Annotated in this window: 34 protein-coding genes, 2 tRNA genes and 1 other annotated feature; of the genes, 9 read left to right on the forward strand and 27 right to left on the reverse strand. The window is 30.8% G+C overall.

The annotated features are described in order from the left end of the window. Positions 1-57: 57 nt before the first annotated feature. A complete protein-coding gene (locus KTF99_RS08105) occupies positions 58-942 on the forward strand; it encodes a MurR/RpiR family transcriptional regulator (RefSeq protein ID WP_003537446.1) in 885 nt (294 codons plus the stop codon). Between the two features lie 57 nt (positions 943-999). On the opposite strand, the gene KTF99_RS08110 is transcribed toward KTF99_RS08105, so the two are convergent. Together KTF99_RS08110 and gltX are read right to left on the reverse strand one after the other, a co-directional pair. After that, positions 1,000-1,075, reverse strand: a tRNA-Glu gene (locus KTF99_RS08110). A 333-nt stretch (positions 1,076-1,408) separates the two neighbouring features. Continuing rightward, the gene (gene gltX / locus KTF99_RS08115; RefSeq protein ID WP_008791524.1) at positions 1,409-2,845 is read right to left on the reverse strand and encodes a glutamate--tRNA ligase; all 1,437 of its coding nucleotides are present in this window, start codon (positions 2,843-2,845) and stop codon (positions 1,409-1,411) included. A gap of 55 nt (positions 2,846-2,900) precedes the next feature. Between gltX and KTF99_RS08120 the strand changes: the two genes are divergently transcribed. Continuing rightward, positions 2,901-2,976: transfer RNA gene (locus tag KTF99_RS08120), tRNA-Gln, on the forward strand. A gap of 105 nt (positions 2,977-3,081) precedes the next feature. On the opposite strand, the gene KTF99_RS17395 is transcribed toward KTF99_RS08120, so the two are convergent. The 14 genes from KTF99_RS17395 to KTF99_RS08185 all read right to left on the reverse strand — a co-directional run bounded on the left by KTF99_RS17395 (position 3,082) and on the right by KTF99_RS08185 (position 13,030). Further along, positions 3,082-3,213, reverse strand: coding sequence for a hypothetical protein (locus KTF99_RS17395; protein ID WP_003537439.1), 132 nt, complete (start codon positions 3,211-3,213; stop codon positions 3,082-3,084). A 170-nt stretch (positions 3,214-3,383) separates the two neighbouring features. Next, positions 3,384-4,367 carry a D-isomer specific 2-hydroxyacid dehydrogenase family protein gene (locus tag KTF99_RS08125; protein ID WP_009300180.1) on the reverse strand — a complete coding sequence of 328 codons (984 nt, stop codon included), beginning with the start codon at positions 4,365-4,367 and terminating at the stop codon, positions 3,384-3,386. A gap of 66 nt (positions 4,368-4,433) precedes the next feature. Continuing rightward, positions 4,434-5,309 carry a cation diffusion facilitator family transporter gene (locus KTF99_RS08130; protein WP_003537436.1) on the reverse strand — a complete coding sequence of 292 codons (876 nt, stop codon included), beginning with the start codon at positions 5,307-5,309 and terminating at the stop codon, positions 4,434-4,436. 49 nt (positions 5,310-5,358) lie between these two features. Next, a complete protein-coding gene (deoC, locus tag KTF99_RS08135; RefSeq protein ID WP_029480269.1) occupies positions 5,359-6,039 on the reverse strand; it encodes a deoxyribose-phosphate aldolase in 681 nt (226 codons plus the stop codon). 63 nt (positions 6,040-6,102) lie between these two features. Beyond that, entirely contained in the window at positions 6,103-6,735 is a 633-nt protein-coding gene (locus tag KTF99_RS08140) for a GyrI-like domain-containing protein (RefSeq protein ID WP_003537434.1), read from the reverse strand. Beyond that, positions 6,732-7,475 carry a GNAT family N-acetyltransferase gene (locus KTF99_RS08145; RefSeq protein WP_008791520.1) on the reverse strand — a complete coding sequence of 248 codons (744 nt, stop codon included), beginning with the start codon at positions 7,473-7,475 and terminating at the stop codon, positions 6,732-6,734. Before KTF99_RS08145 ends, KTF99_RS08140 begins: the two co-directional genes overlap by 4 nt. 54 nt (positions 7,476-7,529) lie before the next feature. Then, positions 7,530-8,504: a helix-turn-helix transcriptional regulator gene (locus KTF99_RS08150; protein ID WP_254210113.1), complete on the reverse strand. Its 975-nt coding sequence runs from the start codon at positions 8,502-8,504 to the stop codon at positions 7,530-7,532. Then, positions 8,446-9,222 carry an HAD-IIB family hydrolase gene (locus tag KTF99_RS08155; protein WP_003537431.1) on the reverse strand — a complete coding sequence of 259 codons (777 nt, stop codon included), beginning with the start codon at positions 9,220-9,222 and terminating at the stop codon, positions 8,446-8,448. The genes KTF99_RS08150 and KTF99_RS08155 overlap by 59 nt, the downstream gene beginning before the upstream one ends. A gap of 80 nt (positions 9,223-9,302) precedes the next feature. After that, the gene (locus KTF99_RS08160; RefSeq protein ID WP_003537430.1) at positions 9,303-9,755 is read right to left on the reverse strand and encodes a VOC family protein; all 453 of its coding nucleotides are present in this window, start codon (positions 9,753-9,755) and stop codon (positions 9,303-9,305) included. Next, the gene (locus tag KTF99_RS08165) at positions 9,752-10,096 is read right to left on the reverse strand and encodes an iron chaperone (protein WP_008791519.1); all 345 of its coding nucleotides are present in this window, start codon (positions 10,094-10,096) and stop codon (positions 9,752-9,754) included. Before KTF99_RS08165 ends, KTF99_RS08160 begins: the two co-directional genes overlap by 4 nt. An 11-nt stretch (positions 10,097-10,107) precedes the next feature. Beyond that, the gene (locus KTF99_RS08170) at positions 10,108-10,443 is read right to left on the reverse strand and encodes an inorganic diphosphatase (RefSeq protein ID WP_003537426.1); all 336 of its coding nucleotides are present in this window, start codon (positions 10,441-10,443) and stop codon (positions 10,108-10,110) included. A gap of 85 nt (positions 10,444-10,528) precedes the next feature. Further along, positions 10,529-11,350 carry a MetQ/NlpA family ABC transporter substrate-binding protein gene (locus KTF99_RS08175; protein ID WP_008791518.1) on the reverse strand — a complete coding sequence of 274 codons (822 nt, stop codon included), beginning with the start codon at positions 11,348-11,350 and terminating at the stop codon, positions 10,529-10,531. Positions 11,351-11,359: 9 nt separating this feature from the next. Then, on the reverse strand, positions 11,360-12,025 hold the full coding sequence (locus tag KTF99_RS08180) for a methionine ABC transporter permease (RefSeq protein WP_003537421.1): 666 nt from the start codon (positions 12,023-12,025) through the stop codon (positions 11,360-11,362). After that, positions 12,026-13,030, reverse strand: coding sequence for a methionine ABC transporter ATP-binding protein (locus KTF99_RS08185; RefSeq protein ID WP_003537420.1), 1,005 nt, complete (start codon positions 13,028-13,030; stop codon positions 12,026-12,028). Positions 13,031-13,067: 37 nt separating this feature from the next. Then, positions 13,068-13,297 (reverse strand) — a binding site (T-box leader). A 176-nt stretch (positions 13,298-13,473) separates the two neighbouring features. Between KTF99_RS08185 and KTF99_RS08190 the strand changes: the two genes are divergently transcribed. The 7 genes from KTF99_RS08190 to KTF99_RS08220 all read left to right on the forward strand — a co-directional run bounded on the left by KTF99_RS08190 (position 13,474) and on the right by KTF99_RS08220 (position 17,176). Further along, positions 13,474-13,764, forward strand: coding sequence for a nucleotide pyrophosphohydrolase (locus KTF99_RS08190; protein WP_003537419.1), 291 nt, complete (start codon positions 13,474-13,476; stop codon positions 13,762-13,764). 101 nt (positions 13,765-13,865) lie between these two features. Continuing rightward, positions 13,866-14,075: a helix-turn-helix transcriptional regulator gene (locus tag KTF99_RS08195; RefSeq protein WP_003537418.1), complete on the forward strand. Its 210-nt coding sequence runs from the start codon at positions 13,866-13,868 to the stop codon at positions 14,073-14,075. Continuing rightward, positions 14,068-14,535, forward strand: coding sequence for a hypothetical protein (locus KTF99_RS08200; RefSeq protein ID WP_003537417.1), 468 nt, complete (start codon positions 14,068-14,070; stop codon positions 14,533-14,535). Before KTF99_RS08195 ends, KTF99_RS08200 begins: the two co-directional genes overlap by 8 nt. 66 nt (positions 14,536-14,601) lie before the next feature. Beyond that, entirely contained in the window at positions 14,602-14,817 is a 216-nt protein-coding gene (locus KTF99_RS08205) for a helix-turn-helix transcriptional regulator (RefSeq protein ID WP_009009025.1), read from the forward strand. Next, a complete protein-coding gene (locus tag KTF99_RS08210) occupies positions 14,804-15,265 on the forward strand; it encodes a hypothetical protein (RefSeq protein WP_003537415.1) in 462 nt (153 codons plus the stop codon). The genes KTF99_RS08205 and KTF99_RS08210 overlap by 14 nt, the downstream gene beginning before the upstream one ends. Before the next feature lie 14 nt (positions 15,266-15,279). After that, positions 15,280-16,011 carry an ABC transporter ATP-binding protein gene (locus KTF99_RS08215; protein ID WP_008791516.1) on the forward strand — a complete coding sequence of 244 codons (732 nt, stop codon included), beginning with the start codon at positions 15,280-15,282 and terminating at the stop codon, positions 16,009-16,011. Beyond that, complete coding sequence (locus KTF99_RS08220) at positions 16,004-17,176, forward strand: ABC transporter permease (RefSeq protein WP_003537413.1); 1,173 nt, start codon at positions 16,004-16,006, stop codon at positions 17,174-17,176. Before KTF99_RS08215 ends, KTF99_RS08220 begins: the two co-directional genes overlap by 8 nt. A gap of 34 nt (positions 17,177-17,210) precedes the next feature. On the opposite strand, the gene KTF99_RS08225 is transcribed toward KTF99_RS08220, so the two are convergent. The 11 genes from KTF99_RS08225 to KTF99_RS08275 form a co-directional block, all read right to left on the reverse strand. Beyond that, positions 17,211-18,377 carry a cation diffusion facilitator family transporter gene (locus KTF99_RS08225; protein ID WP_003537412.1) on the reverse strand — a complete coding sequence of 389 codons (1,167 nt, stop codon included), beginning with the start codon at positions 18,375-18,377 and terminating at the stop codon, positions 17,211-17,213. Next, entirely contained in the window at positions 18,377-18,724 is a 348-nt protein-coding gene (locus KTF99_RS08230) for a hypothetical protein (RefSeq protein WP_008791514.1), read from the reverse strand. Before KTF99_RS08230 ends, KTF99_RS08225 begins: the two co-directional genes overlap by 1 nt. An 85-nt stretch (positions 18,725-18,809) precedes the next feature. Then, entirely contained in the window at positions 18,810-19,595 is a 786-nt protein-coding gene (locus tag KTF99_RS08235) for a histidinol-phosphatase HisJ family protein (protein ID WP_008791513.1), read from the reverse strand. 1 nt (position 19,596) lies between these two features. Then, positions 19,597-20,235 carry a bifunctional phosphoribosyl-AMP cyclohydrolase/phosphoribosyl-ATP diphosphatase HisIE gene (gene hisIE, locus KTF99_RS08240; RefSeq protein ID WP_003537400.1) on the reverse strand — a complete coding sequence of 213 codons (639 nt, stop codon included), beginning with the start codon at positions 20,233-20,235 and terminating at the stop codon, positions 19,597-19,599. Then, entirely contained in the window at positions 20,235-20,999 is a 765-nt protein-coding gene (gene hisF / locus KTF99_RS08245) for an imidazole glycerol phosphate synthase subunit HisF (protein ID WP_022007557.1), read from the reverse strand. Before hisF ends, hisIE begins: the two co-directional genes overlap by 1 nt. Continuing rightward, positions 20,981-21,706 (reverse strand): 1-(5-phosphoribosyl)-5-[(5-phosphoribosylamino)methylideneamino]imidazole-4-carboxamide isomerase, encoded by a 726-nt coding sequence (gene hisA, locus KTF99_RS08250; protein WP_009009021.1) that lies wholly within the window; start codon positions 21,704-21,706, stop codon positions 20,981-20,983. Before hisA ends, hisF begins: the two co-directional genes overlap by 19 nt. Beyond that, entirely contained in the window at positions 21,700-22,308 is a 609-nt protein-coding gene (gene hisH, locus KTF99_RS08255) for an imidazole glycerol phosphate synthase subunit HisH (protein WP_003537396.1), read from the reverse strand. Before hisH ends, hisA begins: the two co-directional genes overlap by 7 nt. 19 nt (positions 22,309-22,327) lie before the next feature. Further along, positions 22,328-22,915: an imidazoleglycerol-phosphate dehydratase HisB gene (gene hisB / locus KTF99_RS08260; protein ID WP_008791509.1), complete on the reverse strand. Its 588-nt coding sequence runs from the start codon at positions 22,913-22,915 to the stop codon at positions 22,328-22,330. A gap of 2 nt (positions 22,916-22,917) precedes the next feature. Then, on the reverse strand, positions 22,918-24,216 hold the full coding sequence (gene hisD / locus KTF99_RS08265) for a histidinol dehydrogenase (protein WP_029480278.1): 1,299 nt from the start codon (positions 24,214-24,216) through the stop codon (positions 22,918-22,920). Then, positions 24,216-24,845, reverse strand: a complete 630-nt coding sequence (gene hisG / locus KTF99_RS08270; protein ID WP_029480280.1) for an ATP phosphoribosyltransferase — start codon at positions 24,843-24,845, stop codon at positions 24,216-24,218. The genes hisD and hisG overlap by 1 nt, the downstream gene beginning before the upstream one ends. Next, the gene (locus KTF99_RS08275) at positions 24,838-25,818 is read right to left on the reverse strand and encodes an ATP phosphoribosyltransferase regulatory subunit (RefSeq protein WP_009009018.1); all 981 of its coding nucleotides are present in this window, start codon (positions 25,816-25,818) and stop codon (positions 24,838-24,840) included. Before KTF99_RS08275 ends, hisG begins: the two co-directional genes overlap by 8 nt. Between the last annotated feature and the right edge of the window lie 340 nt (positions 25,819-26,158).

Below are 26,158 nucleotides of genomic sequence, written 5' to 3' on the forward strand. Positions count from 1 at the left end.
TTTTGGTTTACTCTTTTGTCTTCGACACGTATAATGAAATAAAGCGAGGTAAAAAATATGTTAATAATTCACAAACTTGAACATACTCACTTTTCATCAAGTGAAGCTATTATTATTGACTACATTCTTGAACAAGGTTTAAAAATAAAGAATATGTCAGCCAACAGTATTGCTAAAGCAACATTCACTTCTGCCCCACTTTTAGTACGTATTGCCAAAAAATTAGGTTATTCCGGCTGGAACGCCTTTAAAGAAGATTTTATTGCAGAACTCGAATATTTATTTAAAGAACAAAAGGTCGATGCTAGTATTCCTTTTGTTGTTAGTGATGATATTATGACAATTTCTAATAATATCGGTCAACTTCAAATTGATGCGATTCAAGACACGATGTCCATGCTGAATCATGATGACTTACAAACGGCCTTACGTTATCTTCGAAATGCTAAAGAATTAGATCTCTATGGAGTTTCTAATAACCTTTTATTAGCAGAAGGATTTAGAAGTAAATTATTTTATATTCATCGTAATGTAAATATCTGTCGTCTGCCTGGCAATCCCAAGGTTCAAGCGGCAATGAGTGATGAAACCCATTGTGCTATTTTAATTTCATATTCTGGAGAAACAGAATTTATTATTGAGGTTGCTAAGGTATTGAAAAAGAAAGAAACTCCAATCATCGCGATTACCTGTATTGCAAATAATCGCCTTTCTAAAATTGCTGATGTAACATTACGAATTTCATCACGTGAAATGTTACATACAAAGATTGGAGATTTTGCAACAACAACATCGATTAAATACTTACTGGATACTCTTTATGCAGGAATTTTTTCATTTGATTATCAAAAAAATCTTGATTATAAAATTCAAATTGCTAAAGCTGTTGATGACCGTCACTCGGGTTATGAGTTTATTGATGAAGATGAATTTCCTCAATAAACTCGTCAATTCAAAACCAAACAAAAAAACACCCCTTACGTGGGTGTTATTTTTATTTGGTAGCCTGTACGGGGTTCGAACCCGTGAATGCTAGGATGAGAACCTAGTGTGTTGACCGCTTCACCAACAGACCATGTAAATATTATAGCACTATTTATAAAAAAAAGACAATCATTATTCAAAACAATTTTTATCAATATAATTATTAGATGTTTTAGATAGTGTAGTGAATCTATGGCAAAATTATCTATACAGTTGAGTATATTTTAGACATGGACCCAGAAATATCAACATCAATAATTATAAAACTTATATTCATTATAATAATAAGTACCAACTTTAAAGCAATCAGAGCTAATAAAACAGTAATATATGCCACTTTTAAAAGCCTTTTTAATAGAAACAAAATTCCTGTAAAAAAGGCTTTTATGTATATTCAAAATACTATTTCAATTTAAGTATCAAATTATTTCATACTTAATAACTTAATGGCCAGATCGATTCTTTTAAGTGATTCATTTTTCCCTAAAATATGTGCAATTTCAACAGCTCCGCCCGGAGTAAATGACTTAAAAGTCAAAGCAACTCTGACAGGATACATAATCCGTCCATTCTTCACTTCTTTTTCTTGAGCTAAATTAATAAATAAATCATGTAACGCTAGATCATCATTAAAATTATCAAAAGTACTTAAAGCATCTCTAACCCAAATAAGAGCTTCTAATGAGTTTTCAGGATTTGTTTTCATCTTTTTATTTTTAAATAATGTTTCATCAGCATTACATGGTTCATTAATAAAATCAATCATCTCCGGTATTTCATTTAAATAGGAAATCCTCAATTGTAGTACTTGGCTCAGTTCTAATAAATCAACATCGCGTGTAATTATTTTTTGATAATACGGCATTGCTAGTTGATGAAAATTTTCTAACGTTAAATTTCGTAAATAAAGTCCATTCATCCACTTTAATTTATCGAGATCAAAAATTGCTGGTGCCTTTGATATTCTTTTAATATCAAAATTTTTAATCAGTTCGGATAAAGAAAAAATCTCTTCCTCACCTTCTGGAGCCCACCCTAATAAAGCAATATAATTAATGACTGCTTCATTTAGGTATCCTTGCTTAATTAAATCTTGATATGAAGCATCTCCATTGCGCTTTGATAGCTTATGCTGTTCATCTTTCATCACTGGCGGAACATGAATGTACGTTGGAATTTCCCAATTAAAAGTTTGATAAATTATATTATATTTCGGCGTACTAGCTAAATATTCATTTCCTCGTACTACATGGGTTATACTCATCAAATGATCATCGATGATATTAGCAAAATTGTATGTTGGATAACCATCACTCTTTAGTAACACCCCCTCATCTAAAGTATCATTATCGACAGTTATTTCTCCGTATACTTCATCATTAAAAGTTGTTTGCCCCTGCTTAATTGTTTGTCTGATAACATACGGTTTATTTTCTGACAATAGTTTCTCTATTTCTTCATCAGATAATTGATGACATGGATCTTTAAATATTTGATCCTCTTTATTACCCTTAACATTTTCTTGATTACAAAAACAGTAGTGAGCTCCATTCAGCTTAACAAGCTCATGAGCGTACTTTTGGTAAATTTCTAATCTTTGTGATTGAATATATGGTCCATATCCGCCATCTTTATCAGGTCCTTCATCATATTCAAGTCCAGTATCTGATAATGTTTGATAAATTACATCTATTGCCCCAGCTACTTCCCGGGCTTGATCTGTATCTTCAATCCTCAAAATAAAATCACCATCGTCTTTTTTAGCAATCAAATAACCATACAAAGCTGTTCGTAAGTTACCTATGTGCATATAACCAGTTGGACTAGGTGCAAATCTTGTTCTAATTTTCATAAATTTCATTCCATCCCCTTGTATTTTTTCCAATAAAGTTTTAAAATTATAAATGTCCACTAATTAGGGTATAGCCAAGCGGTAAGGCATCAGACTCTGAATCTGACATTTCCTTGGTTCGAATCCAAGTACCCTAGCCATGCATTTAAAAGTAGAGCTTTCTACTTTTTTTATTATATTCCTTTCTTATAAGTAAATCTATAAAAAACAAGTTGAATTAACATATGTTAACCAACTTGTTTTTATTAATTGCCTCCGGGACCATCTTGACGCTCGCGTTCATCAGGATAATATTTGGTATTATTATTTGTCCATTGATTATTACCAGCTGTTTTTACTGCTTCATTTGACTTATTTTGTTTTTTCTTATTCTTCACTATTATCACCCCATAATAGTTTGTCTCCAATAAATAAATTAATACTACATTTCTAACTTATTCATAACTTTCTAACTACTTATTGTTAAAAAGTATGTAGCTAAATATTTTTAAGCTTATAACATTATTGAAAATAATATTTATCTAAAATTTATAACTATAAAACTATCTTAACATACTCTAAATTTATTTTCTTTACCATCACGATCAGCTACAATACTTTCAATCGAATGTTCAACCATATCACTGACTGCTTGTTCTGTATAAAAGGCCATATGTGGAGTTAATAAAACATTGGGCATATCTCGTAATATAGATAATTCATGGTTTCCAATCACTTTGTATTTATAATCATTATAATATAATCCTAATTCATTTTCGATTACATCTAAAGCACAGGCAGCGATTTTACCGCTCTCTAACGCACTAATCAAATCACTGGTATCGATAATACTTCCACGAGCGGTATTAATTATAATGACACCATCCTTCATTTTTTCAATAGTTTCTTGACAAACAAGATGATACGTATCTTCTAAAGCCGGAACATGAAATGTTATGATATCGCTCTTAGTAATAATTTCTTCCATTGCCACATAATCTGCATATTTTCTTACTTCTTCTTTTTCAAATGGGTCATAAGCAAGTATCTGACAGCCAAAACCACTTAGATTTTTAATCACTTTTTGACCTATAGCACCTGTTCCTATCACCCCAACAACCATATTTTCAAGTTCTAATCCAATACTCCCGTTTAATGAATAATCAAATCCAATTGCTCGACGCATGATCATCTTCATTTTTCTTAAAGCCATTAACATTATCATTACTGTATAATTTGCAACGCTGGCAGTCGAATAGGTTACATTACTTACGATCATCTTATTCGCCTTAGCTGCTTTCAAGTCAATATGATCATAACCAATAGTTCTTGTTGAAATATGTTTTACACCTTGTTCATGCCAAATCTCAATAATTTCCTTAGTGATTGCTGTAGTAATAACACTTACCCCGTTACAACCTTTTGCTAAAACTGCATTTTCTTTATTTGGTGAATCATATATTTTAATTATTTCAACACAATAATGTTGTGAAAACTTTTCAAAATATTGTCCCTCATCAAATTCTCGATAATTATATACTGCAATTTTCATGTTTTACCCCCTATTATTTACAACTACTATAGTTTAGCACTTGCCTTAGAAGATGTAAACTCTTTGTCAACTGTCACTAGGATTAACATGAACATTACAATGTTTGACTGTTGGAAAATTATTTTCAATCAAATCATGCACTTGATGAGCAATAGCATGAGCATGACGTAAATTATCATTTCCATCAACCTGTACTTCTAAATCTACATATACTTTATTACCAAATAATCTTGTTTTCAAATCATCAATATTAATTATTTCACTTTGCTCCGTAATTAAAGAAATCAAATCCTCTTGAAATTCTCTACTACAGGCATGATCAATCATTTGATCAATCGCATCATTAAAAATCTCGATTGCTACCTTTAGAATAAAACCACAAATGAGAATACTAGCAATTGCATCTAAAATATAATATCCTAAATAAAAACCAATAACGCCGACTAAACTGCCAATTGAAGAAAAAGCATCACTTCGATGATGCCAGGCATCTGCTTTCATTGCATTTGAATTGATACGTTTTGCTTCAATAATCGTATACCAATACATCGCTTCCTTAGCCACAATCGATATTACAGCTATAACAATAGCTAACGATCCATATTTTAATTTAACATTACTTGGGTTAATAATTTCTATAATACCGCTATATCCTATCAACAACGCCGTTAAAAACAACATAACTGCAAGAATAATTGCTGCCACACATTCAAACCGTTCATGACCATATGGATGTTCTAAATCACTTTCTTTACTGGATAATTTTACGCCAACCATAACTACAACTGTACTTAAAACATCTGACGCAGTATGGATACCATCGGAAATAATTGCATTAGAAAAAGATATAAACCCAATTAAGATTTTAAAAAATGCTAAAATTAAATTTCCTAATAATGTAACTGTTGAAACACGCATTACCGTTTTTTGATACTCTTCCATATTATCACCTAGGTTATTATATGCAAAAAAAGTAATCTAGTGACCTAGATTACTCATCATTTTCCTTAAATTCTTTAATAATTGTTTTAGTCGAACTTGTCCCAATTCGTTCAACTCCCAAATTTATAAATTCATTAAAAGTTTTATAATCCCTAATCCCGCCTGCTGCTTTGACTTTACAAACACCATCTACAGTTTCTAACATTATTTTCACATCTTCGATCAAAGCTCCACTTGTTCCAAAGCCAGTAGAAGTCTTGATAAAATCCGGTTTAACTTCTTTAGCAGTTTGTGCACATTTCCTGATTTCATCTTTTGTTAAATAACAATTTTCAAAAATTACTTTACTAATGATTCCTGCCTCACGGCAAATCTTAACAATTGTTTCCATCTCTTCCTTGATATAAGTAAAATCACCGTCTTTAACTTTAGCAAGATTTAAAACATAATCAATCTCGTCAGCACCATCTTTGATTGCCTCAATAGTTTCAAAAGCTTTGACTGCTATTGTTGTTTGACCTAAAGGAAAAGAAATAGCTGCGCCAACATGGATTGTGGTGTCTTTTAATAATTCTTTACAAAATTTAGTATAGTAAGAATTTATTGCGACCATCTTTACCTTTAATTCTTTTGCCTCATTACAAAAAGCTTGCATCGCTTCTTTTGACGCATATGGCTTTAATAATGTATGATCAATATACTGAGTAATTTCTTCTAATGTTCGTTGCATTTATATCCCGCCTTTCTATTTATCATAATTATACTACAAACCCTCTATTATGATAACGTATTTTTATTTAACAGGATAACGTATTACTGTTTTTAAATTTTCAGGTTTACATTTTCTTGGATCACTTAAATAAATTTCATGATGTCGGCGGACTTCATTGAGATCAATTTGTAATCCTTGAGTTTCGATAAATTGATATATTTTTTCAATACTCGTATTTTCTTCATCATAACTGCCTAGATGCATAATTTGAACACATTTCCCTTCTTCAATAATTTCGTAATTTACTTTATCAAGATTTAAGTATGGTTTTTTTACTTTTAATAATTCTTTAGCATGTTCAAAAACTTCAAGTGTAACAAATTCAGGTAATCTAATCATTGATTTCCAATAAAATTTACTTTTATCACCGATTACTTTTTCAGTTGGTTTTTTATCCAGCCACCATAAGCCTTCCAAAGGGGGAACTACATATTCAAAATAGCCATCTATTTTATTATCCGTCATTTTGGACATTTTAATTGTAAAAGAAATACCATATAATAATTCTAGAGCCTCTTTATATTCAGCTGATGTATTAGGATTACCTTTACCATCAACTGTTACATACGTGATTTTATCTACATTAATCAACATTGGGGACCTTTTTGGTAAATATAAATCTTTATATTCTTTCTTATAATCTAATTTAGTCATATTAATTCCTCCAATATTTTCTCAAATTTTTTAACCGATAAAATTTCTCTTGTAATAAATTTATGATTATAAAACAAACTATATGTGGTAAAAAGAATTCCCGCATTTTTTGCTTCCTCACTACTATTTAATAGTTTTAATTTAATTATTAAACCTTTTTCTTGACAATACGCTTCAATCATCGGGGCATATTTAGCTGTAAAAGGACACTGATGACTATAATATAAAACTAATCCACCTTCCTCACAAGTCATTTCTTTAATCGTAAAACTTGGTTGAACTGCTTGAGAATCTAAACTTAAATACATTAATTCATATTTATCTAGACTCATTATTGAAATAAAACCATGCTTAATTAAAAATTTATAATCCATTACAAACGGCATTTTCCTTTTTGCAGAAATAACAGTTATTCCATGTTTCTTCTGTTTACGACAATCTTCAATACAAGCTTCCAACAATTTTTTAGCTAATCCCTGTCCTTGATATTTTCCAGATACCCAAAGACAATTAATATGCATAAGATCATCACCTACGATAGGTACCCAAGCTTCTTCAAGTGGTAAATATTCAATAAAACACTTTCCCCTTACATCCATCTTTTTAAAAATCAATCCGCATTTAAACTGTTCCTCAAGCCAAGCTTTTTTAGCTTTAACTTGGATATCATTATTACTAGAAATTGCACAACAAATATGCTCCTTCTCCAAATTATTTTGATCGACTGTGATTATTTCCATTTAACTCATCCTTTCTATAGAATCATTATAACAAAACAAACTTGACATCCTCTGTCAAGTTTGTTTATAAACAGCCTTAATTTTATTAATTTCTATAATTACCTTATCTTTAAGGTCTTGAGGTTCTATTACCTCAACTTTAGATCCAAATGAGAGAATAAAACTAATCAACCAGTAATCATCAGGGACAACACTACTTACTATATAATTTCCAGCAGTATCCTCACAGATTACACCATCACCGAATTCATCAAAAACAACACTCCCTATACTTTTATCAAATTTTAAAATCACTTTAATCCTCGAGGTATTCAAATTAGGAATTTTATTTATTTTTGGTGGTAAAGCAATTTCTTCAAGTTGAAAATAATTTGATGTCGTTAGTAATTCTATAATTCTTGTTAGCCGAAAAACACGATAGCTATTTTTTTGAAGACAATATCCTTGTAAATACCAAGTATTTGCTTTAAAAAACAGTTTATTTGGAAAAACACATCGCTGTGATTTCTCACCATAAGAATTAATATATTTAAATTTAATTTCCTTTTGTTCAAAAATAGCTTTTTTTATTGTTTCAAACTTTTCATTTTGACTATTGTTATGATGCCAAGTAGTAAAATCAACTTCAATCCAATCTAGTTTATTTTTATTAAATAACGCTGCCATCTTATCAATTAAGCCTGCTTCATCTCTATCTTGAAGCCTCTCTATACATTGAAGTGCCATTAAAATTTGATTCTGTTCATCATCACTGAATGTCATTTTATCCAAAACAAATTCACTATCTATATAAATTCCACCCTTAGCTCCTTGATTGGCATAAATTGGAAATCCAGCTACGATCAAGCGATCTAAATCACGATATATTGTCCGGGTTGAAACTTCAAAGTGTTCAGCCAATTCTTTAGCAGTAGTCTGCTTATGTTCGATCAGATAATAAATAGTTTCAAATAGTCGATTAACGGACATATTAGTCGATCCAGCCAAAATGTTTACAGGCATTATAAATACCGTCTTTGTCACAATCATCTGTAATATATGCAGCTTTAGCTTTCAAAGCATCAATTGCATTTCCCATTGCGATACTAGTCCATTCATCAGTAAACATACTCAAATCATTTTTTTCATCACCAAAAACAACTACATCACTATAATCCCCATCAAAATGATCAACCATCATTTTGATTCCAACTGACTTATCGCCAGGTTCTACAAACAAGTATTCTTGATGAAAACGACACCAAGGCAGTTCCTTTAAAGTTTCCAGCTTTTCTTCCTCTGGAGCATAACAAGCCACATATACTTTATAAATTTTATCAAAGTCTTTTGGATCCAAACCTTCTTGAACTATGGTATCCATATAGATATCATGTGTAAAATCATAAAAGCGATTATCTGGTGCCAATCGTCTTGTCGCATTATCAGGTGAAATTGCCCAAATATATCCTTTTTCCTTACATTCATTAATTAAATTGATACATTTATCGTAATCTAAGGGTTTAATTTCTACTAATTTATTATGTATTGTAATTCCATTTCCACCGTCACTTACCATATTTTCAAACCCTAGTTCTTTCATATGTTCTACTGCCATCGCATAACTCCTTCCAGTAGCAATAGCAACAAAATGACCAGCCTCTTTTAATTTTGAAATAGCTATTTTAGTCGATTCTGGTACATATTGATTTCCTGGTGTCCCAACTGCCAAAGTACCATCAATATCAAAAAAGAAAAATTTACGTTTCATTATTAAAACCTCCAACTGTTTTATCCTATCATATTTTAATATAATTATTTTTTATTTACTGAATATGAAAAGATAAAAATTTACTCATCTGTTAGCTTGTCGCTTCCATTATAATTGCCAGTAATTTCAATTTCATTACCATCTGGATCTTTGATTGTAAAATACCAGTATGGCATATGGATATTGACAAATAACAGTTCAGATACAGCCCCTATCTTTAATTTTTTAATTCGTTCATATTCACTTATTAAATCCTCTACTTCAAAATTGAATATAACTGATGTATTTATTTTATCACTATTTTCATTTTTCAAAGTTGTCAAATATGAATGATTATAATGGCCACGATAATCGTTATTTACAAGAAAATCAATATCAAATTGTCGATTATATAATGATAATGAATTCCCACAATCAAATGTAGCCCACCGATCATCATTACAATATAATGGTTCTTGCTCCAATAAAAGCTGATAAAAAGCCAGTGACTTAGCAAAATCATTGACACTAATATATGTTGTTCCTAGCCTCATTTAGTGTTCTCCTCTATTTTAAATAAAACCATCTTTTTTATTAATTCTACTGGTAATTCTTGTTCAAACATAAATTGCACTGTATTTTTATTATTTGTCTTATAATTAGCTAATTCTGTTTTAAAAGCTTCTATTGTTTGCGGTGATGTATAGAAGCCGATATGTTTTTTATATGCTGCAAACTGGACTAGAAAACCGTCTTGAAAATATGTTGGTACACCCCATGATATTTTTTCTTGAGCTTCAGGCGCCGTTTCTTTAATTATTTTTCTTAACTTAATTAAATTTATTTGTATCTGTTGGTAAAAACTATTAATATATTCGTCTACTGTTATAGTCATCATCTTCTCCTTTATCTTAGAATAACTGAATTGAAATATCTCTCTTGAAACTCTGTTAAGGCTCTAATCTGTTCATCACTATAATCAACATTATGAGGAACAACAATCAATTTATCATCATTATCATTAGTCCGCTGGATAACTGCAATAACTACCCCACGATATCTTTCTACCGGCTCAAAGACACCAAGCAAATAAGCATCAAGTTCTTCTCCATCTCCGCTAACTGTGTTTTCAATGAAACCATAATTAAGAGGATATATGAAGCCGTATTGAGGATGCTGAGAACCTAATGGACGATCAATGAGAACCTCTACTTCTTGATACAAATAATCTCTACATAACATTGGTAAAACCTCCTAACTTTAAAAATTATATGTTATTTTCTGTATCTACGCAATCGCCATAATAAAAAAAGATGCCTAAGCATCTTTATTTAACCGGAATCACTGATCCATCACTATACGTATTGGTAATAAAATCTTTAATTTTTTGAGATTGTAATACTGCTACTAAAGCTTTGATTTTTTTATCATTTTCATGTCCCTTTTGACACGCCACGATATTAACATATGGATTACTTTCATCTGCTGATTCTAAAAGAATCGCATCTTTAGTTGGATTCAAGCCAGCATCAATTGCATAATTCCCATTGATTGCGATTAATGCACCTTCATCATTTTTATACGCATTAGTTAGCAATTCTGGTTTAATTTCCTTGAATTCCAAATTTAATCGATTAGTCTTAATATCTTCAATCGTTGCATCTTGCACTTTCACTTTATCATCTAATTCAATGATCCCTGCTTCATCTAAAATAGCTAGAATTCGTCCATGATCAGCAACAGAATTAGAAATAACAACAATATCATTTTTCTTTAATTCATTAATATTTTTAATTTGTTTTGAATAAAAACCAAATGGTTCAATATGCACTCCACCAGCATTAACTAGATCATATTTATTATCCTTAATATCCTTTTCAAAAAATGGGACATGTTGGAAAAAGTTTGCATCTACATCACTATCATTTAAAGAGCGATTAAAAATATAATAGTCATCTAAAATTTTTATCTCTAGATCAATATCATAATCATCCTTTAAAATGTTCTTAGCTTCTTCCAAAATATCACCATGTGGCTTTGAGGTTGCAGCCACTAATAATGTTTTATCATCACGTTCTGTTTTTCCACCACATGCAGTTAGTGTAACTGCTAATAATAAACTAATAATTCCGATAAATAATTTTTTCATAATATTTCCCTACCTTTTATCTATTTTCCTTACAAAATAATCACCAATAAATTGAATAATAAAAACAATAACTAAAATTAAAAATGTGGCTGTATACATTACATAATTGTTAGTTCTTACAAACCCATATAGATATGCCAGATTCCCAAGACCACCAGCTCCTATGGCACCTGCCATTGCTGTATAACCAACTAATGAAATGGACATAACTGTAATCGAAGAAATCAAAGCTGGTTTAGCTTCTGGAATTAAAACCTTAGTAATGATTTGAACATTACTTGCCCCCATTGCTTTACTTGCTTCAATCGTTCCACCATCAACTTCATTTAAAGCAATCATGACCATCCGTCCATAAAATGGTGCACTTGATAAAATCAATGACGGTAATGCTGCCTTAGCACCTAACATTGAACCAACCAAAAATGTAGTCAATGGAATTAGCAAAAATACTAAAATAATATATGGTACCGCTCTAAATACATTAACGATCAAATTTAAAATTTTATTAACGATCAAATTAGGATACAGTCCATCATCTTGAGTTAAATATATAGCAATTCCCAAGACCATTCCAAGAATTACCGCAAAAATCAATGAAATCAATGTCATAAAGAGCGTTTCATTTAGAGCTGCTATCATCGCATTGATATCAATGTTTTCTAAAATACTTCGCATCTACATCACCTCCACTTTAGCTAAATATTTTTCAAATAAAGTTATTACTTTTTCATAATCACCGATTACTTGCAAAATCATAATCCCAAATGAACTATCGATAGTATTGCTTAAATTAGCTTCAATTACATTTATATCACTATCACATTCTCTAATTACTTTAGTCAAAATTGGCAAACGACTAACATTTTCATCAAACACTACTTTCAATAATCGTCCTTTAGAATAAATTTTCTTTAGAACAGTCTCATCAAATTCATTATGATTTTTTCCTTCTTGAATAAAACTTTTAGTTACTGAATGTTGCGGCGAAGTAAAAATCTCTTTAACAGTTCCTTCTTCGATAACTTTTCCTTCTGACATAACTGCAATATGATTACAGATCCTTTGGACTACTTCCATTTGATGTGTGATCATAATGATCGTAATATTTAATTTCTTATTTATTTTTAATAATAATTCTAAAATCGATTTTGTCGTATCGGGATCTAATGCACTAGTAGCCTCATCGCATAATAAGATTCTAGGATCATTAGCAAGAGCTCGCGCGATCCCCACCCGTTGCTTTTGTCCACCTGATAATTCGCTAGGATAAGCATTCTCACGACCTGTTAAACCAACTAGCTCTACTAGTTCTTGAACCTTTTGCTGACGAATCCTTTTATCTTTATTACCAGCAATTTCTAAAGCTAATTCAATATTTTCACTTACTGTTCGTGACCACAATAAATTAAAATGCTGAAAAATCATTCCTACTTTAGTTCTCAATTTTCTTAATTCTATTTGTGATAAATTCCCTAAATCTTGTCCATCAATAAATATTTTACCACTATCTTGTACCTCTAATTGGTTAATTAGACGCACTAATGTAGATTTACCAGCTCCGCTATAACCAATTATTCCATAAATATCGCCATCTTCGATAGTTAAAGAAACATCATCTACAGCAACTACTTCACGATCCTTTAATCGATAAACTTTACTAACGCGCTTAATTTCAATCATAAAATCCTCCTTAAAATATAAAAACTCGTCCTTTAAGCCAAAGGACGAGCATTGCCCGTGTTACCACCTTAATTCATTATTACCTCACAGCAATAACCTCTTCGAGTACAATCATACTCTAGTGCGCTAACGGGCACACCCGTCATAGGCTAAATATCGCCTACAAGACTCCAAGACCATCTTCATTCATTATCCCCTATCCTTTTCCACCATCCAAGGATTCTCTATAAAGTTCAAGTGAACTACTCTTCTTTTCATTGTCGTTGGCAATATATTAACTAAATCTATTTTAAAAGTCAAGAGTATTTTTTAATTATTTCCTACTTTTTTACTATGCATTATTTTCCTGTCTTTTTTATATCTAAATTTATTCCCGTTTGTATCGACATTTATTCATTTTACTTGATTATCTATCAATAGTTCATATAATTATAAAAAAGGAGATGTTTATGAAAGAGCTTGAAAATAAAATTATTGAATTTGTTCAAAAACGTGGTTGGGATCAATTAGAACATCCCGAATGTCTAATTAAAAGTATTTCTATTGAAGCTGGGGAATTACTTGAATGTATTCAGTGGGATAATGATTACAAAACAGAAAATATTAGTGAAGAACTTGCCGATGTAATGATATATTGTTTTCAGCTGGCATACTCACTAAATCTTGATGTAAGTACAATTATTGAAAAAAAACTTATAAAAAATGCTGAAAAATATCCTGTTAAAGAATTTTAATCTTTAGCAGGTTTTTATTTTGCAAAGTTAGCTTGACATATATTGCAAAGCAAACTATACTTTAATTGTAAAGCGTACTTTGCAAAGATAGGAGTGTTATAATGAAAACTAAAATTCCTGAACTTAGAAAAGCCTATAAAATTTCTCAAGAAGAACTAGCAAGGTCTGTCGGGGTAACCCGACAGACAATTACTTCAATTGAAGTAGGCAAATACACAGCTTCATTAATTTTAGCTTATAAAATTGCAAAATATTTTAACTTGACAATTGAAGAAATATTTGATTTTGAGGAGGAACTAAATAATGGATAAAAGAATTGTTCTAGCACGTGAAGACTTGAAAAAAACTAATTACTGGATGATTACTTTAATGATATCTGCTTTAACTTTAATCATCTTGTCCTTAACTAATGTTTTAACTATTAATTCAAATAACGAACATTACATTGACTTTGTACATGGATATCAAACAGGACTTTCTTTTGCTTTATTTGTTTTTCCGTGCATTAATCTAATTTCTAACTTCTTTTTAGCTAAAAATGAAGTAAAGTTAATTGAAAAATATATAAATGATCATGATGAACGTAAATTATTTATTGCTGACAAGGTTGGGGGAAATTTTTCTTTTACCTTTGAGATTATTACAATGGCATTGGTTTCTGTGATTGCCCCACTCTACAGTTTTGACTTATTGCTTGGAATCGTAGCTTGTATTTTCATTATCATTATAATCCGAGGATGTTTATATTTATATTATAATCATAAATATTAATTACAAAATGTAATATATATTTGACATTTATTAAAATATACACTACTATTATCTTGAGGTGATGAGATGGCTAAAAATCTAAGGATAAAAGCAGCTCGAGCTGCACTGGATATGACCCAAAAAGATTTAGCAGATGCTGTTGGGGTATCACGTCAAACAATGAATGCGATTGAAAAAGGAGATTATAATCCAACAGTTAAACTTTGTATTAAAATTTGTAAAGTTTTAAATAAATCGTTGGATGAATTATTTTGGGAGGATATTCTTGATGAAGAAATTTAAGTCATTATTTAAATGCCGACTCGATGAACGACAATTGAAAATTAGAGGAAATATCTATTTTAAGAGTTTTTCAGTATTGAGTTTTATTATTATTGCAATATTTTTTATTAAAGAGATATTTAATATTGACCTAATGATTGGTGATTGGGAATATTTAATTGCTTTGTTCATTAGTATTACTTATTGTTTTATTTTAATGATCTACTATGAAATATATCCTCTAACAAAGGCCCGGTATCGTTTATTATTTATATTTTTTGGTCTTTATGGATTTGGTTTTTTTGGTTTATATCTATTTTTAATTATCAATGGAAAACCTTTAATCATAGACAATCAATTATCCGTATTAGGCTGTGAACTAATTTTCACTTCCTTTTACATCATTATCTTTATCACCTATGTAATCAAAGTAATTTATAACCATTATCATCAAGATGATGATAATTAATGGAGGGGAAGAACATGTTAAAAGTAGAAAACTTAACAAAGACATTTAAAAAAATTAATGCTGTTGAAAATGTATCTTTCGAGGTCAACGCTGGAGAAATTATCGGTCTATTAGGAGAAAATGGAGCCGGTAAAACAACAACATTAAGAATGGTAGCAACAATGTTAAAGCCAACTAGCGGTAACGCTTATATTGATAATTATAATATTATTGATAATCCTAGTAAAATTAGAGAACATATCGGTATTTTATTTGGTGGTGATGTTGCTTTATATGATCGTTTATCAGGACGAGAAAATATGACATATTTTGCTAAACTAAACGGGATGAGTGATCAAGAAGCTAAACAAGCAGTTGATCAAATTGCTCAAGATTTAGAAATGGTAGAATATATTGATCGTCCTGTTGGTAAGTATAGTCGGGGGATGAAACAGAAAGTATCATTAGCAAGAAGTATCATTCATCATCCTGATGTTATGTTATTTGATGAACCAACTACAGGATTAGATGTTTTATCAAGTAAATTAATTCATGACTTTATCTTAAAATGTAAGCAAGAAAATAAAGCTATTGTTTTTTCTAGTCATAATATGTATGAAACTGAAAAACTATGTGATCGCGTTATCATAATTCATAAAGGAAAAATTGTTGCCAGCGGCACGATTGAACAATTAAAAAAGGAATATCAACAAGATAATCTTGAGGATTTATTTATTGAATGTATTGGAGGTAATGATCATGAATAATATTATGACAATTGTAAAAAAAGAATTTAAAGATATTTTACGCGATCGTAAAACATTACTAATGACTTTCGTTATCCCAATCATAGTCATGCCCCTATTGTTTACCTTTATCTTTTCATCAATTGGTGATATGGCATCACCAAGCGAAGATAATAAATATAAAATTGTTTTAGAAACAAATAATCCGGAAATCACTGCTCTTTTTAAAGAAGCGGGTATTTACGAACTTGTTAATAGCAAAGACCCTATTAACGAAGCTTATGATGGGAAAATCGTAGCTTACATCATCGCTAATGATATTAATGAATCATTAACACAAGGAAGTACACCTGAAGTTGACCTATATTATGATACAACCTCGCAACGTGCAATGACTGCTATAAGTACTGTTCAAACAATGTTCAGTACTTATCAAAATAGTTATTTAGCATCATATTTAGAAGCAAATCATTTATCAAGTAAAGTTTTACAACCATTTACTTATAATGAACATGCTAAAGACGAAGAAGCTGATAGTATGTCCTTAATGATGCTAGGAATGTTAATTCCTATGATGATCATTGGTTATTCTGGTTCAGGAATCGTACCTATTGCAACCGATTTAGGTGCTGGTGAAAAAGAACGGGGAACTTTAGAACCATTACTTTCAACAAGTATTTCTAGAAGTTCTATTTTAATTGGTAAACTGATTGTCACTGCAACTTTTGGTAGCATTACTTCAATTTTATCAGCAGTCGGTTTACTGCTTGCTTTTAAATTTGGAATGAGTGATACGATGGCCATCACTATCGATTTATCACTTCAAAGCATGCTGTTAATCGTATTATTAGCAGTATTATATGTAATCTTTATTTCTGCAGTGATGTTATTAGTTTCAACATATGCTCGTTCTTTAAAAGAAGCTAATACGTATTTAACTCCTGTAACCCTTATTCCGGTGTTACTTTCAGTAATTACAATGTATATGGAGCCAAGTTCAGTTTCAATGGCGATGATGAATATCCCAATTCTCAATGTTGTAATCGTTATTAAAGAAATTATATTCAATCAATTAAATTATGTTCATCTATATATGACAATTGGCTGGTCAATCGTTTATGTAATTGTTTCAATGATTGCAGCTAAAATGATGTATGAAAAAGAAGAGGTAATCTTTAGAGCATAAAGAGCCGCTGCAGATAAACTGCAGTGGCTCTTTTTTAAATAAAACTATGTTCAATTTGCATAACCGTATAGTAATTAGGGTTAATTGCACGTAGTTTCGTATTGATTTCTTCTTTTAAAACTTTATGTTTAATTTCATCATTTGAAGGAATCATAACGTCAAAAATTAAATTTGTATGTGTTGGTCCAGTAACAATTCTAAAATCGTGAATACTGTATTCTTTGTTAATTCCTTTGACAACTCCTAAGACTACTTGTTTTAATTCATTTGTTAGAGCATCATTTGTGTCTACTGGATCCATATGAATCGTTGTCAGGATATGATATTTCTCCAACATTGAACGCTCAATCAAGTCCATCGCATCATGAACTGCCATAATATTATCATTACAATCAACTTCAACATGCAAAGTTAAAAATTTTCTACCCGGTCCATAATCGTGCATCATTAAATCATGGATTCCTAAAGCTTCTGGATAAGAAAGAATATATTCTTCGATTTCATTAATCAATTCCTTATCAGGTGCCATCCCCAATAAAGGATCAACAGTATCTTTAAAGATATCAATTCCTGCTTTTAAAACAATAATTGATACAACAGCTCCCATTATCCCATCTACTGGTAAATCAGTATAAAGGGATAAAATTAATGAAATTAAAGTCGCTGATGTCGCCATCACATCGTTTAAACTATCTTGACTGGCAGCCATTAAGGTAGCAGAATTAATATTTTTAGAAACCGTTCGATTAAACATTGCCATCCATAATTTAATTAAAATTGAAACAATTAAAATAACTACAGCTACGATTGTAAAAGTTACTTTTTCAGGAGCAATGATCTTAAAAATAGAATCTTTTAAAGCTTGAAAACCAACTAATAAAATTAAAAAAGCGATTATTAGACCAGCTACATATTCAATTCTACCATGACCATAAGGATGCTCTGAATCAGGATGACGATTAGCTAATTTAAAACCAAATAATGAAGCTAAATTACTACCAACATCTGAAAGGTTATTCAACCCATCAGCCTGAATGGCAATACTATGAGTAATAGCCCCCATTGTAAGTTTAAAAATTACTAAAACAATATTGCAGGCAATCGAAACGATTGAACAAAGCATGCCATACTGTTCTCTTACTTTAGGGTTATTATAATCATTATAATTCTTAATGATTTTTTTAGATATAAATTTAAACATTAATCAATATGATAAATATAAATGTCTTGTTTATTAATCTCGATTAAATTAGCTTCTATTAGTTCATCTAGGTATTTAGCTACTTTTGCCTGATTTACCTCTTTATTTGCCATCGCTGCCAAAGTTTGAGCAATTACTGGATTATCTATTTTTAACAAAGCAATATTTTCTTGATTAAAAACAGGCTTTCTTAATAATGTATCTAGTAAAGCAGCATATGCTAGTTTTGTTTCTAAACGAATATTTCCAAATTTACTGCCTTGAAATAAAGCTTTTGGCAGATAATAAGTACTATCATCGACACTTTCTTTCAATGCTTTTAATGTTTCCTTGTTGTATAATTCCATATTTTTACCTCCAAATATATTATCCATTATACCATAAATGATTAATGATTATGATAATAAATTAAAAAGATTAGATTTTTGCTATCTAATCCTTTAAACGCCCTGTAAATGTACTAACATCCTCAAAGCCGATTTTAATTAAATTTTCTTTAACGTCATTGACATACTGACCAACTCGATCACTTGTATGACTATCTGTACCAATAGTAATAATACGACCTCCTAAATCATAATAACGTTGAACTTGTTCAAAATTTGGAAAGCCGCAAGTCTGATTAACTGCATATCCAGAAGTATTTACCTCAATCCCCTTATTTTTAATAATCAAATTTTTAAATATTTCATCAATTATATTCTGATATTTCTTATGTTCAACTTTTTTATCTTCATAAGGCCCGTATCGCATAATGTAATCTAAATGTCCTAAAACATTAAAACAGTCAAAATTTTTAACGCACCTTAGCGTTTCTTCAAAGAAAGCCTGATGAGCTTGCTCTTTATTTAGATTTTTAAAAAAATCCCCATAATAAAATTCAGTATGATCAATTACATGAATTGAGCCAATTACAAAATCAAAAGGATACTGGTTAATCAAATTATTAATCTCTAATTGATGATTCATATCTAGACCTATTTCAATGCCCCATTTTATTATAATTTTATCTGCAAATTCTTTTTTTAAAGCCATAATTGTTTGATAATAACCTTCGACATCTAGATCAAAAACATCAATTGGGTAATCGAAATCACGATGATCAGTAAAACAAATCTCATCTAGTCCCATTTTAATTGCTTGAATTACATGTTCACGCGGATCAGCCTCACTATCACCTGAAAATCTAGTGTGCATATGATAGTCAATGGAACGCATTTTAATAGTCTCCTTTAGTATGAAAATCTTTCTTATTTCCAGTTATTTTATGACGATCTTTTAACTTATTTTCAATATCGTCAAGTGTTACCCCTTGATTATTCATTAAAACAAAAACATGATAAAATAAATCACTGATTTCACCGATTAATTCTTCCTTATCATCATTTTTAGCCGCGATAATCGTTTCACTTGCTTCTTCACCTACTTTTTTACAAATTTTATCAACACCTTGATCTAATAAGTAATTAGTATATGATTTTTCAACTGGGTTTTGTTTCCGATTTTCAATTAGATTTGATAGACTTCTAAAAATATTAGTATTATCATAAGCCATTATTTCATTAAAGAAACAAGAGTACGCTCCAGTGTGACATGCTGCTCCAATTTGTTCAACAAAAATTAACAGTGTATCTAAATCACAATCTAAATACATCCCTTTAATATTTTGAAAATGACCTGATGTTTCACCTTTATGCCATAGTTCATTCCTACTTCTTGAAAAAAAACAAGTTTGATTTGTTTCTAACATTCTTTGATATGCTTCTTCGTTGACATAAGCTAACATCAAAACTTCATTTGTTTTATAGTCCTGAACAATAGCAGGAATCAACTCCATTTTTGTAAAATCTGGTTTCATTACATTGCTCTCCTTACATTTATATCATGTTTCCTTAATTCTTTACGAACATCTTCAACAGTTGCTTCGCCAAAATGAAATAATGAAGCCACTAAAGCGGCATCACAATTAGTTTGTTTAAAGACATCAACAATGTCTTGAATACTGCCACAACCACCACTGGCAATTACTGGAATATCAACAGCATTACATACAGCATTGATCATGTCGATATCATAACCTGCTTTAGTCCCATCTGCATCCATTGAAGTCAATAGAATTTCCCCAGCACCCAATTCTTCACATTTAGTTACCCATTCTATTAGATCAATTCCAGTATTTTCACGACCACCTTTTACATAAACGTCATAACCGTCATCATCACGTTTTTTAGCATCGATTGCAACGACTACACACTGTACCCCAAATTCATCAGCAGCCGCTTTTATTAAATCAGGGTTTGCAATAGCTGCCGAATTAACAGATACTTTATCTGCTCCACTAGCTAAGATCGTTCGAAAATCATCAAGCGTCCGGATTCCCCCGCCAACAGCTAGAGGAATCGTTAATTCACTAGCCCCGCGTTCAATAATATCTTTAATAATATCACGTTCTTCATAACTTGCAGTAATATCTAAAAACACTACTTCATCAGCACATTGCTGATCATAACGTTTAGCTAATTCAATGGGATCTCCAACATCTTTCAATTCTACAAAATTAATTCCTTTTACAACTTTACCATTTTTTATATCCAAACAAGGTATTATCCGTTTTGTAAGCATGTAATAACCTCCTTGAGATCTACTTTACCCTCATAATAAGCCTTACCAACAATACATGCATAATAGTTCTTACTAGCTACATCTTTAATATTTTGAGCATCTTTAATGCCCCCTGAAACAACAAAGTTAATAGTAGAAGTTCTAGCGATCTGTTCATACATATCAAAGTTAGGACCTTGTAATGTTCCATCTTTACTAATATCTGTAGCAACAATGTATTTAACCCCTAACTTCTCTAACTCTTTGATAAACTCCAAGTATGGCACGTTACTGATTTTTAACCAGCCTGAAGTTGAAACAAAGCCATCTTTAACATCAACTCCTACGACAATTTTTTCAGGACCATAGGTATTAATAGCACTTTTTAAAAACTCTGGATCATTAATTGCAGCAGTTCCTAAAATTACCCGATCTATTCCTACTTCATCTAAATATAAAGCAACTGTTTCAATATTTCTAATCCCCCCACCAAGTTCTACTTGCATTGAAGTATTTTGTTTTATTTTCTTAATTGTTTCAAGATTAATACATTCACCATCTTTAGCACCATCTAAATCAACAACATGAAGCAGCTTAGCACCCATTTTCTCAAAATTCTCAGCTAATTTTTCTGGTTCATTACTATATACTGTTTTTTGATTATAATCACCTTTAAACAATCTAACGGCTTGACCATCTTTTAAATCTATTGCTGGAATAACTAACATTCGATCATCTCCTTAAACGCTAATAATATTTTTTGTCCTACAGCTCCACTTTTTTCAGGATGGAACTGGCAACCAATCACATTGTCTTTAGCCGCAATTGCCGTTATATTTGTCTTACCATAATCACTATAAGCAATTAATTGTTCATTTGGGCATGTTGCCATAAAAGAATGAACAAAATAGACATCATCATTTTCATGAATATTTTTTAAAATTGGATGGTTTTGGTTGAAATGTAATTGATTCCAACCCATATGAGGAACCTTTTCATCAATATCCATAAAGACTACTTCTCCATCTAGGAAACCTAATCCTTTAGTTTCTTCAACTTCATACCCTTTTTCAAATAAAATTTGCATTCCCAAACAAATTCCCAGAATTGGTATTCCAGCATCTTTTCGTTCATTTAAAACATCAATTAAATCAAACTTTTTTAAATTATTCATAGCTACCGGAAAAGCCCCTACTCCAGGTAATACAATTGCTTTAGCTTGGCGAATAATATCTTTGTCACGAGTAATTACAGCTTCAATTCCGACCCTTTTTAAAGCGGAAATAACACTACTTAAATTACCAATATTGTAGTCAATGATTACTACCATCTAAATCCCCCCTTGATTTTTATAAGACTCCTTTTGATGAAACAACTTTATCTTTGTTAGCTTCATCAATACTAACCGCTTCTTTTAAAGCTCTTCCTAAACTTTTAAATATAGCTTCAACAATATGATGATTATTAGTTCCATACTGTTCATTAATATGTAAAGTAATCAGTGAATTAAATGCCAATGCCCGAAAAAATTCTTCCGTCATTTCTGTTTCAAATGTGCCAATTCTTTCACAAGTTAGATTAACATTATAAACTAAGAAAGGACGCCCACTAATATCTAAATTGGTTGTTACTAGCGTTTCATCCATCGGAATAGTAAAAGCTCCATATCTTTTAATCCCGAGTTTATTGCCAAGCGCTTCTTTTAAACAAGTTCCTAAAGCAATTCCAAGATCTTCTACTGTATGATGAGTATCAACTTCTAAGTCACCTTCGCATTTAACGATTAAATCAAAACCTCCATGAAAAGCAAATAGTGTTAACATATGATCAAAGAATCCGATTCCAGTACTAATTTCACTTTTACCTTCTCCATCTAAATCTAATTGCACAAGAATTTTCGTTTCTTTTGTTTCACGTTCAATCTTTCCAATTCTCATGACTATTCCTCCTCAAATCTTACTGCTACTGAATTTGCATGGGCATCTAAACCTTCACTTTTAGCAAATTTAATTACATCTTCCTTGAATTCACCTAAGACATTTTTAGGATAATAGCTATAAGATGAATATTTAACAAAATCATATACCCCTAATGCCGAATAAAACTTAGCAGTTCCTCCAGTTGGTAGTACATGGTTAGTTCCACTCATATAATCGCCTAATGGTTCCGGTGAATATTCTCCTAAGAAAATAGAACCGGCATTTTTAATTTTTGGTAACATATTTACAGGATTATCTACTAATACTTCTAAATGTTCTGGTGCTAAATAGTTGGAAACATCAAATGCTTCATTCAAATTATCAACAATGATTGCTCCACCATAATTAACCAAGGATTCTTCGATAATATCTCTTCTTGATAAATAAGCCATTTGGCGAACTAATTCACCATTTACTTTAGCCACTAAATCACGACTTGTCGTAACTAATAAAGCACTAGCCAGTTTATCGTGTTCTGCCTGACTCATTAAATCAGCAGCAATATATTTAGGATTAGCGTTCTCATCTGCAATTACCAATACCTCACTTGGGCCTGCAACCATATCAATATCAACAAGTCCATAACTAAGTTTTTTAGCCGTCGCAACGAAAATATTTCCAGGACCTACGATTTTATCGGCTTTCTTTATTGTTTCAGTACCATGAGCAATGGCAGCCACCCCTTGAGCGCCACCAAATTTATAGATTGTATCGACCCCACTTACTTTTGCTGCAGCAATAATAATCGGATTAACTTTTCCATCTTCTTTTACCGGTGTAATAATTACTAAATCTTTAACTCCCGCTAACTTTGCTGGAACAGCATTCATTAATACTGTAGAAGGATAACTAGCGGTTCCCCCAGGAACATATAATGCCACCCGTTCAATTGGACGCACCATCTGTCCCATGATTACCCCATTATCTTTAAATAAAGACCATGATTTATCAATTTGATTTTTATGAAATTCAGTAATTTGTTCTTTAGTTCTTTCAAGGATACGTAGATAATCTGCATCTATTTGTTTTAATGCTTCTTCTTTTTCTATCTCACTAACGATTAAATCTTTTTCATCATTAATTTGATAACCATCAAACTTTAAACAATACTCATATAATGCTTTATTTCCACGTTCATTAATATCTTCAATAATTTTTAATACAGCCTCATTTACTTCCTTATTAACACTTTCCTTACGGCTGTCTAATTTAGTCGCTACCGCTTCTAAATTGCCTTTATAATCAACGATCTTTAACATTATTTTCCCTCCGTAACAGTTTCTAATTTAGTAACCAAATTCATAATTTCATCTTTTTTAAACTTAAAACTAACTTTGTTGACCACTAATCTAGTTGAAATATCACTAATTTTTTCAATTACTTCTAAGCCATTTGCTTTTAAAGTCGACCCCGTTTCTACAATATCCACAATTGCGTCACTGATTCCCACGATTGGTCCCAATTCTACAGATCCTTCTAATTTAATGATTTCAACATCTTCTTGTTTTGTTGCAAAATATTTTTTTGCTACTTTAGTATATTTACTTGCAATTTTTTTACGCCGTTCAAATTTCTTGTTACGATACTCTGGATAAGCCGCTACAGCAAAGTAACATTTACCTATATTTAAATCCAATAATTCATAATAATCTTCAAAGTCAACATCGTCTAATGTATCTTTACCAACAAAACCAATATCGACAATTCCGTGTTCTAAGAAAGTTACTACATCATTGGCTTTACCAAAAATCATTTCAATTCCATCTTTTGTTGCAATTAATAATTCCCGATCCTTATTAAAAATTGGTTCCATATCAAATCCCGCTTCTTGTAACAACTTACAGACCTGCTTTTCAATTCTACCTTTAGTTATTGCTATTTTAATCATTATTGCCTTCCCCCTGCTTATCAATCGCTTTTAAAATATGATTCATATGGTAGCAAAATCCAATTGCACCAACATTTTTATTGAATCTTGGTAATAAGTCATCATATCTTCCCCCAGAAATGATTGGCTGCGCACTTTTATCACTATATCCTTTAATCATTAAGCCAGTGTAGTATTTCATTGTTGGCACCATTCCTAAATCAAAAATGATACTTTCTTTATTATCCAAAGAGTTATATAACTCTTTTAATCTTTCCAAAGCCTTTAACAATATTTCATCATTTATTCCTTTGATTGCAGTATCTAATAAAGTGATATCACCAAAAGCAGTCGGCAATTTTAACAATAGTTCATTTAACTGCCCATCAAATTCATTATCGGCAACAAACTTTTTCATTTCACTTATATCCCGATACTTCAATATTTCTGTTAATTCAACTGCCTTATCACCAACCAGTGTGCATAGGCGATTAAAAAAACGTGCTGAACCAATTTCTACAAGAATATTTTTTAATCCAAGATGTGGTAAAGACTCTTGAATCATGTTTAAACATTCTTTATCACCAGCAATTCCAGGCTTGTTGATCAACTCAACTCCACCTTGAAAAAACTCACTGGAACGTCCTTTATGCATAGTTTCCTTACGGTATACTTTACCAAAATAACAATAACGTGCTTCTTCATCACCATAATTGTTTGTTGAATAGAAACGTGCTAATGGAATTGTAAAATCACAGCGCATTGCAACATTTTTACCTTCATGATTAATGTACTGAAACATTTTTTCTTGTTCAAAACCACAATCTAATTGAGTATATAAGTCAACATACTCAAATGATGGCATTAACACTTCATTATAGTTATTCTTTGCAAAGATAGCTCTTAAACTATTTTCAATCTCTCGTAATTTCGATACATTAGTAATAATTGCATCAATACTTTCTTCCGGTATTAAATACTTAAATTCTTCCATTTTATTTCCCCCTTTAGTTACAAAAAAACGAGTCATTACACTAATGACTCGCTAAAGTAATATTGTCATTAGATACACCCAAATAATATTTAACACAAAATGGGTTGTATCAATAAACTGATAAAACCCTAGGCAATCCAATGATGGTGATGTAATTGTAAATTTGTTGTTGTTTTCATAATTAACACCTCTCATTGTATACAATATATCATATCTAATGATAAATGAAAAGATAAAATTAATTAAAATTATAGATTTATCATAAAGTTTATTTATCTAACTTGTTAAAATCTTAAATTTTTATCTTCAACATTACCATTGCCATTTATAATCAAATATT

The organism is Erysipelatoclostridium sp. MSK.7.34 (assembly GCF_019041935.1).
GTDB lineage: Bacteria > Bacillota_I > Bacilli_A > Erysipelotrichales > Coprobacillaceae > Thomasclavelia > Thomasclavelia ramosa.

Bases quoted from the DNA above. Each gene is read 5' to 3' on its own strand.
- KTF99_RS08105 (WP_003537446.1), top strand. From the start codon at position 58: ATGTTAATAATTCACAAACTTGAACATACTCACTTTTCATCAAGTGAA.
- gltX (WP_008791524.1), bottom strand. From the start codon at position 2,845: ATGAAATTTATGAAAATTAGAACAAGATTTGCACCTAGTCCAACTGGT.
- KTF99_RS08125 (WP_009300180.1), bottom strand. From the start codon at position 4,367: ATGAAAATTGCAGTATATAATTATCGAGAATTTGATGAGGGACAATAT.
- KTF99_RS08130 (WP_003537436.1), bottom strand. From the start codon at position 5,309: ATGGAAGAGTATCAAAAAACGGTAATGCGTGTTTCAACAGTTACATTA.
- deoC (WP_029480269.1), bottom strand. From the start codon at position 6,039: ATGCAACGAACATTAGAAGAAATTACTCAGTATATTGATCATACATTA.
- KTF99_RS08140 (WP_003537434.1), bottom strand. From the start codon at position 6,735: ATGACTAAATTAGATTATAAGAAAGAATATAAAGATTTATATTTACCA.
- KTF99_RS08145 (WP_008791520.1), bottom strand. From the start codon at position 7,475: ATGGAAATAATCACAGTCGATCAAAATAATTTGGAGAAGGAGCATATT.
- KTF99_RS08150 (WP_254210113.1), bottom strand. From the start codon at position 8,504: ATGATTGTGACAAAGACGGTATTTATAATGCCTGTAAACATTTTGGCT.
- KTF99_RS08155 (WP_003537431.1), bottom strand. From the start codon at position 9,222: ATGAAACGTAAATTTTTCTTTTTTGATATTGATGGTACTTTGGCAGTT.
- KTF99_RS08160 (WP_003537430.1), bottom strand. From the start codon at position 9,755: ATGAGGCTAGGAACAACATATATTAGTGTCAATGATTTTGCTAAGTCA.
- KTF99_RS08165 (WP_008791519.1), bottom strand. From the start codon at position 10,096: ATGACTATAACAGTAGACGAATATATTAATAGTTTTTACCAACAGATA.
- KTF99_RS08170 (WP_003537426.1), bottom strand. From the start codon at position 10,443: ATGTTATGTAGAGATTATTTGTATCAAGAAGTAGAGGTTCTCATTGAT.
- KTF99_RS08175 (WP_008791518.1), bottom strand. From the start codon at position 11,350: ATGAAAAAATTATTTATCGGAATTATTAGTTTATTATTAGCAGTTACA.
- KTF99_RS08180 (WP_003537421.1), bottom strand. From the start codon at position 12,025: ATGCGAAGTATTTTAGAAAACATTGATATCAATGCGATGATAGCAGCT.
- KTF99_RS08185 (WP_003537420.1), bottom strand. From the start codon at position 13,030: ATGATTGAAATTAAGCGCGTTAGTAAAGTTTATCGATTAAAGGATCGT.
- KTF99_RS08190 (WP_003537419.1), top strand. From the start codon at position 13,474: ATGTTTATGAAAGAGCTTGAAAATAAAATTATTGAATTTGTTCAAAAA.
- KTF99_RS08195 (WP_003537418.1), top strand. From the start codon at position 13,866: ATGAAAACTAAAATTCCTGAACTTAGAAAAGCCTATAAAATTTCTCAA.
- KTF99_RS08200 (WP_003537417.1), top strand. From the start codon at position 14,068: ATGGATAAAAGAATTGTTCTAGCACGTGAAGACTTGAAAAAAACTAAT.
- KTF99_RS08205 (WP_009009025.1), top strand. From the start codon at position 14,602: ATGGCTAAAAATCTAAGGATAAAAGCAGCTCGAGCTGCACTGGATATG.
- KTF99_RS08210 (WP_003537415.1), top strand. From the start codon at position 14,804: ATGAAGAAATTTAAGTCATTATTTAAATGCCGACTCGATGAACGACAA.
- KTF99_RS08215 (WP_008791516.1), top strand. From the start codon at position 15,280: ATGTTAAAAGTAGAAAACTTAACAAAGACATTTAAAAAAATTAATGCT.
- KTF99_RS08220 (WP_003537413.1), top strand. From the start codon at position 16,004: ATGAATAATATTATGACAATTGTAAAAAAAGAATTTAAAGATATTTTA.
- KTF99_RS08225 (WP_003537412.1), bottom strand. From the start codon at position 18,377: ATGTTTAAATTTATATCTAAAAAAATCATTAAGAATTATAATGATTAT.
- KTF99_RS08230 (WP_008791514.1), bottom strand. From the start codon at position 18,724: ATGGAATTATACAACAAGGAAACATTAAAAGCATTGAAAGAAAGTGTC.
- KTF99_RS08235 (WP_008791513.1), bottom strand. From the start codon at position 19,595: ATGCGTTCCATTGACTATCATATGCACACTAGATTTTCAGGTGATAGT.
- hisIE (WP_003537400.1), bottom strand. From the start codon at position 20,235: ATGAAACCAGATTTTACAAAAATGGAGTTGATTCCTGCTATTGTTCAG.
- hisF (WP_022007557.1), bottom strand. From the start codon at position 20,999: ATGCTTACAAAACGGATAATACCTTGTTTGGATATAAAAAATGGTAAA.
- hisA (WP_009009021.1), bottom strand. From the start codon at position 21,706: ATGTTAGTTATTCCAGCAATAGATTTAAAAGATGGTCAAGCCGTTAGA.
- hisH (WP_003537396.1), bottom strand. From the start codon at position 22,308: ATGGTAGTAATCATTGACTACAATATTGGTAATTTAAGTAGTGTTATT.
- hisB (WP_008791509.1), bottom strand. From the start codon at position 22,915: ATGAGAATTGGAAAGATTGAACGTGAAACAAAAGAAACGAAAATTCTT.
- hisD (WP_029480278.1), bottom strand. From the start codon at position 24,216: ATGTTAAAGATCGTTGATTATAAAGGCAATTTAGAAGCGGTAGCGACT.
- hisG (WP_029480280.1), bottom strand. From the start codon at position 24,845: ATGATTAAAATAGCAATAACTAAAGGTAGAATTGAAAAGCAGGTCTGT.
- KTF99_RS08275 (WP_009009018.1), bottom strand. From the start codon at position 25,818: ATGGAAGAATTTAAGTATTTAATACCGGAAGAAAGTATTGATGCAATT.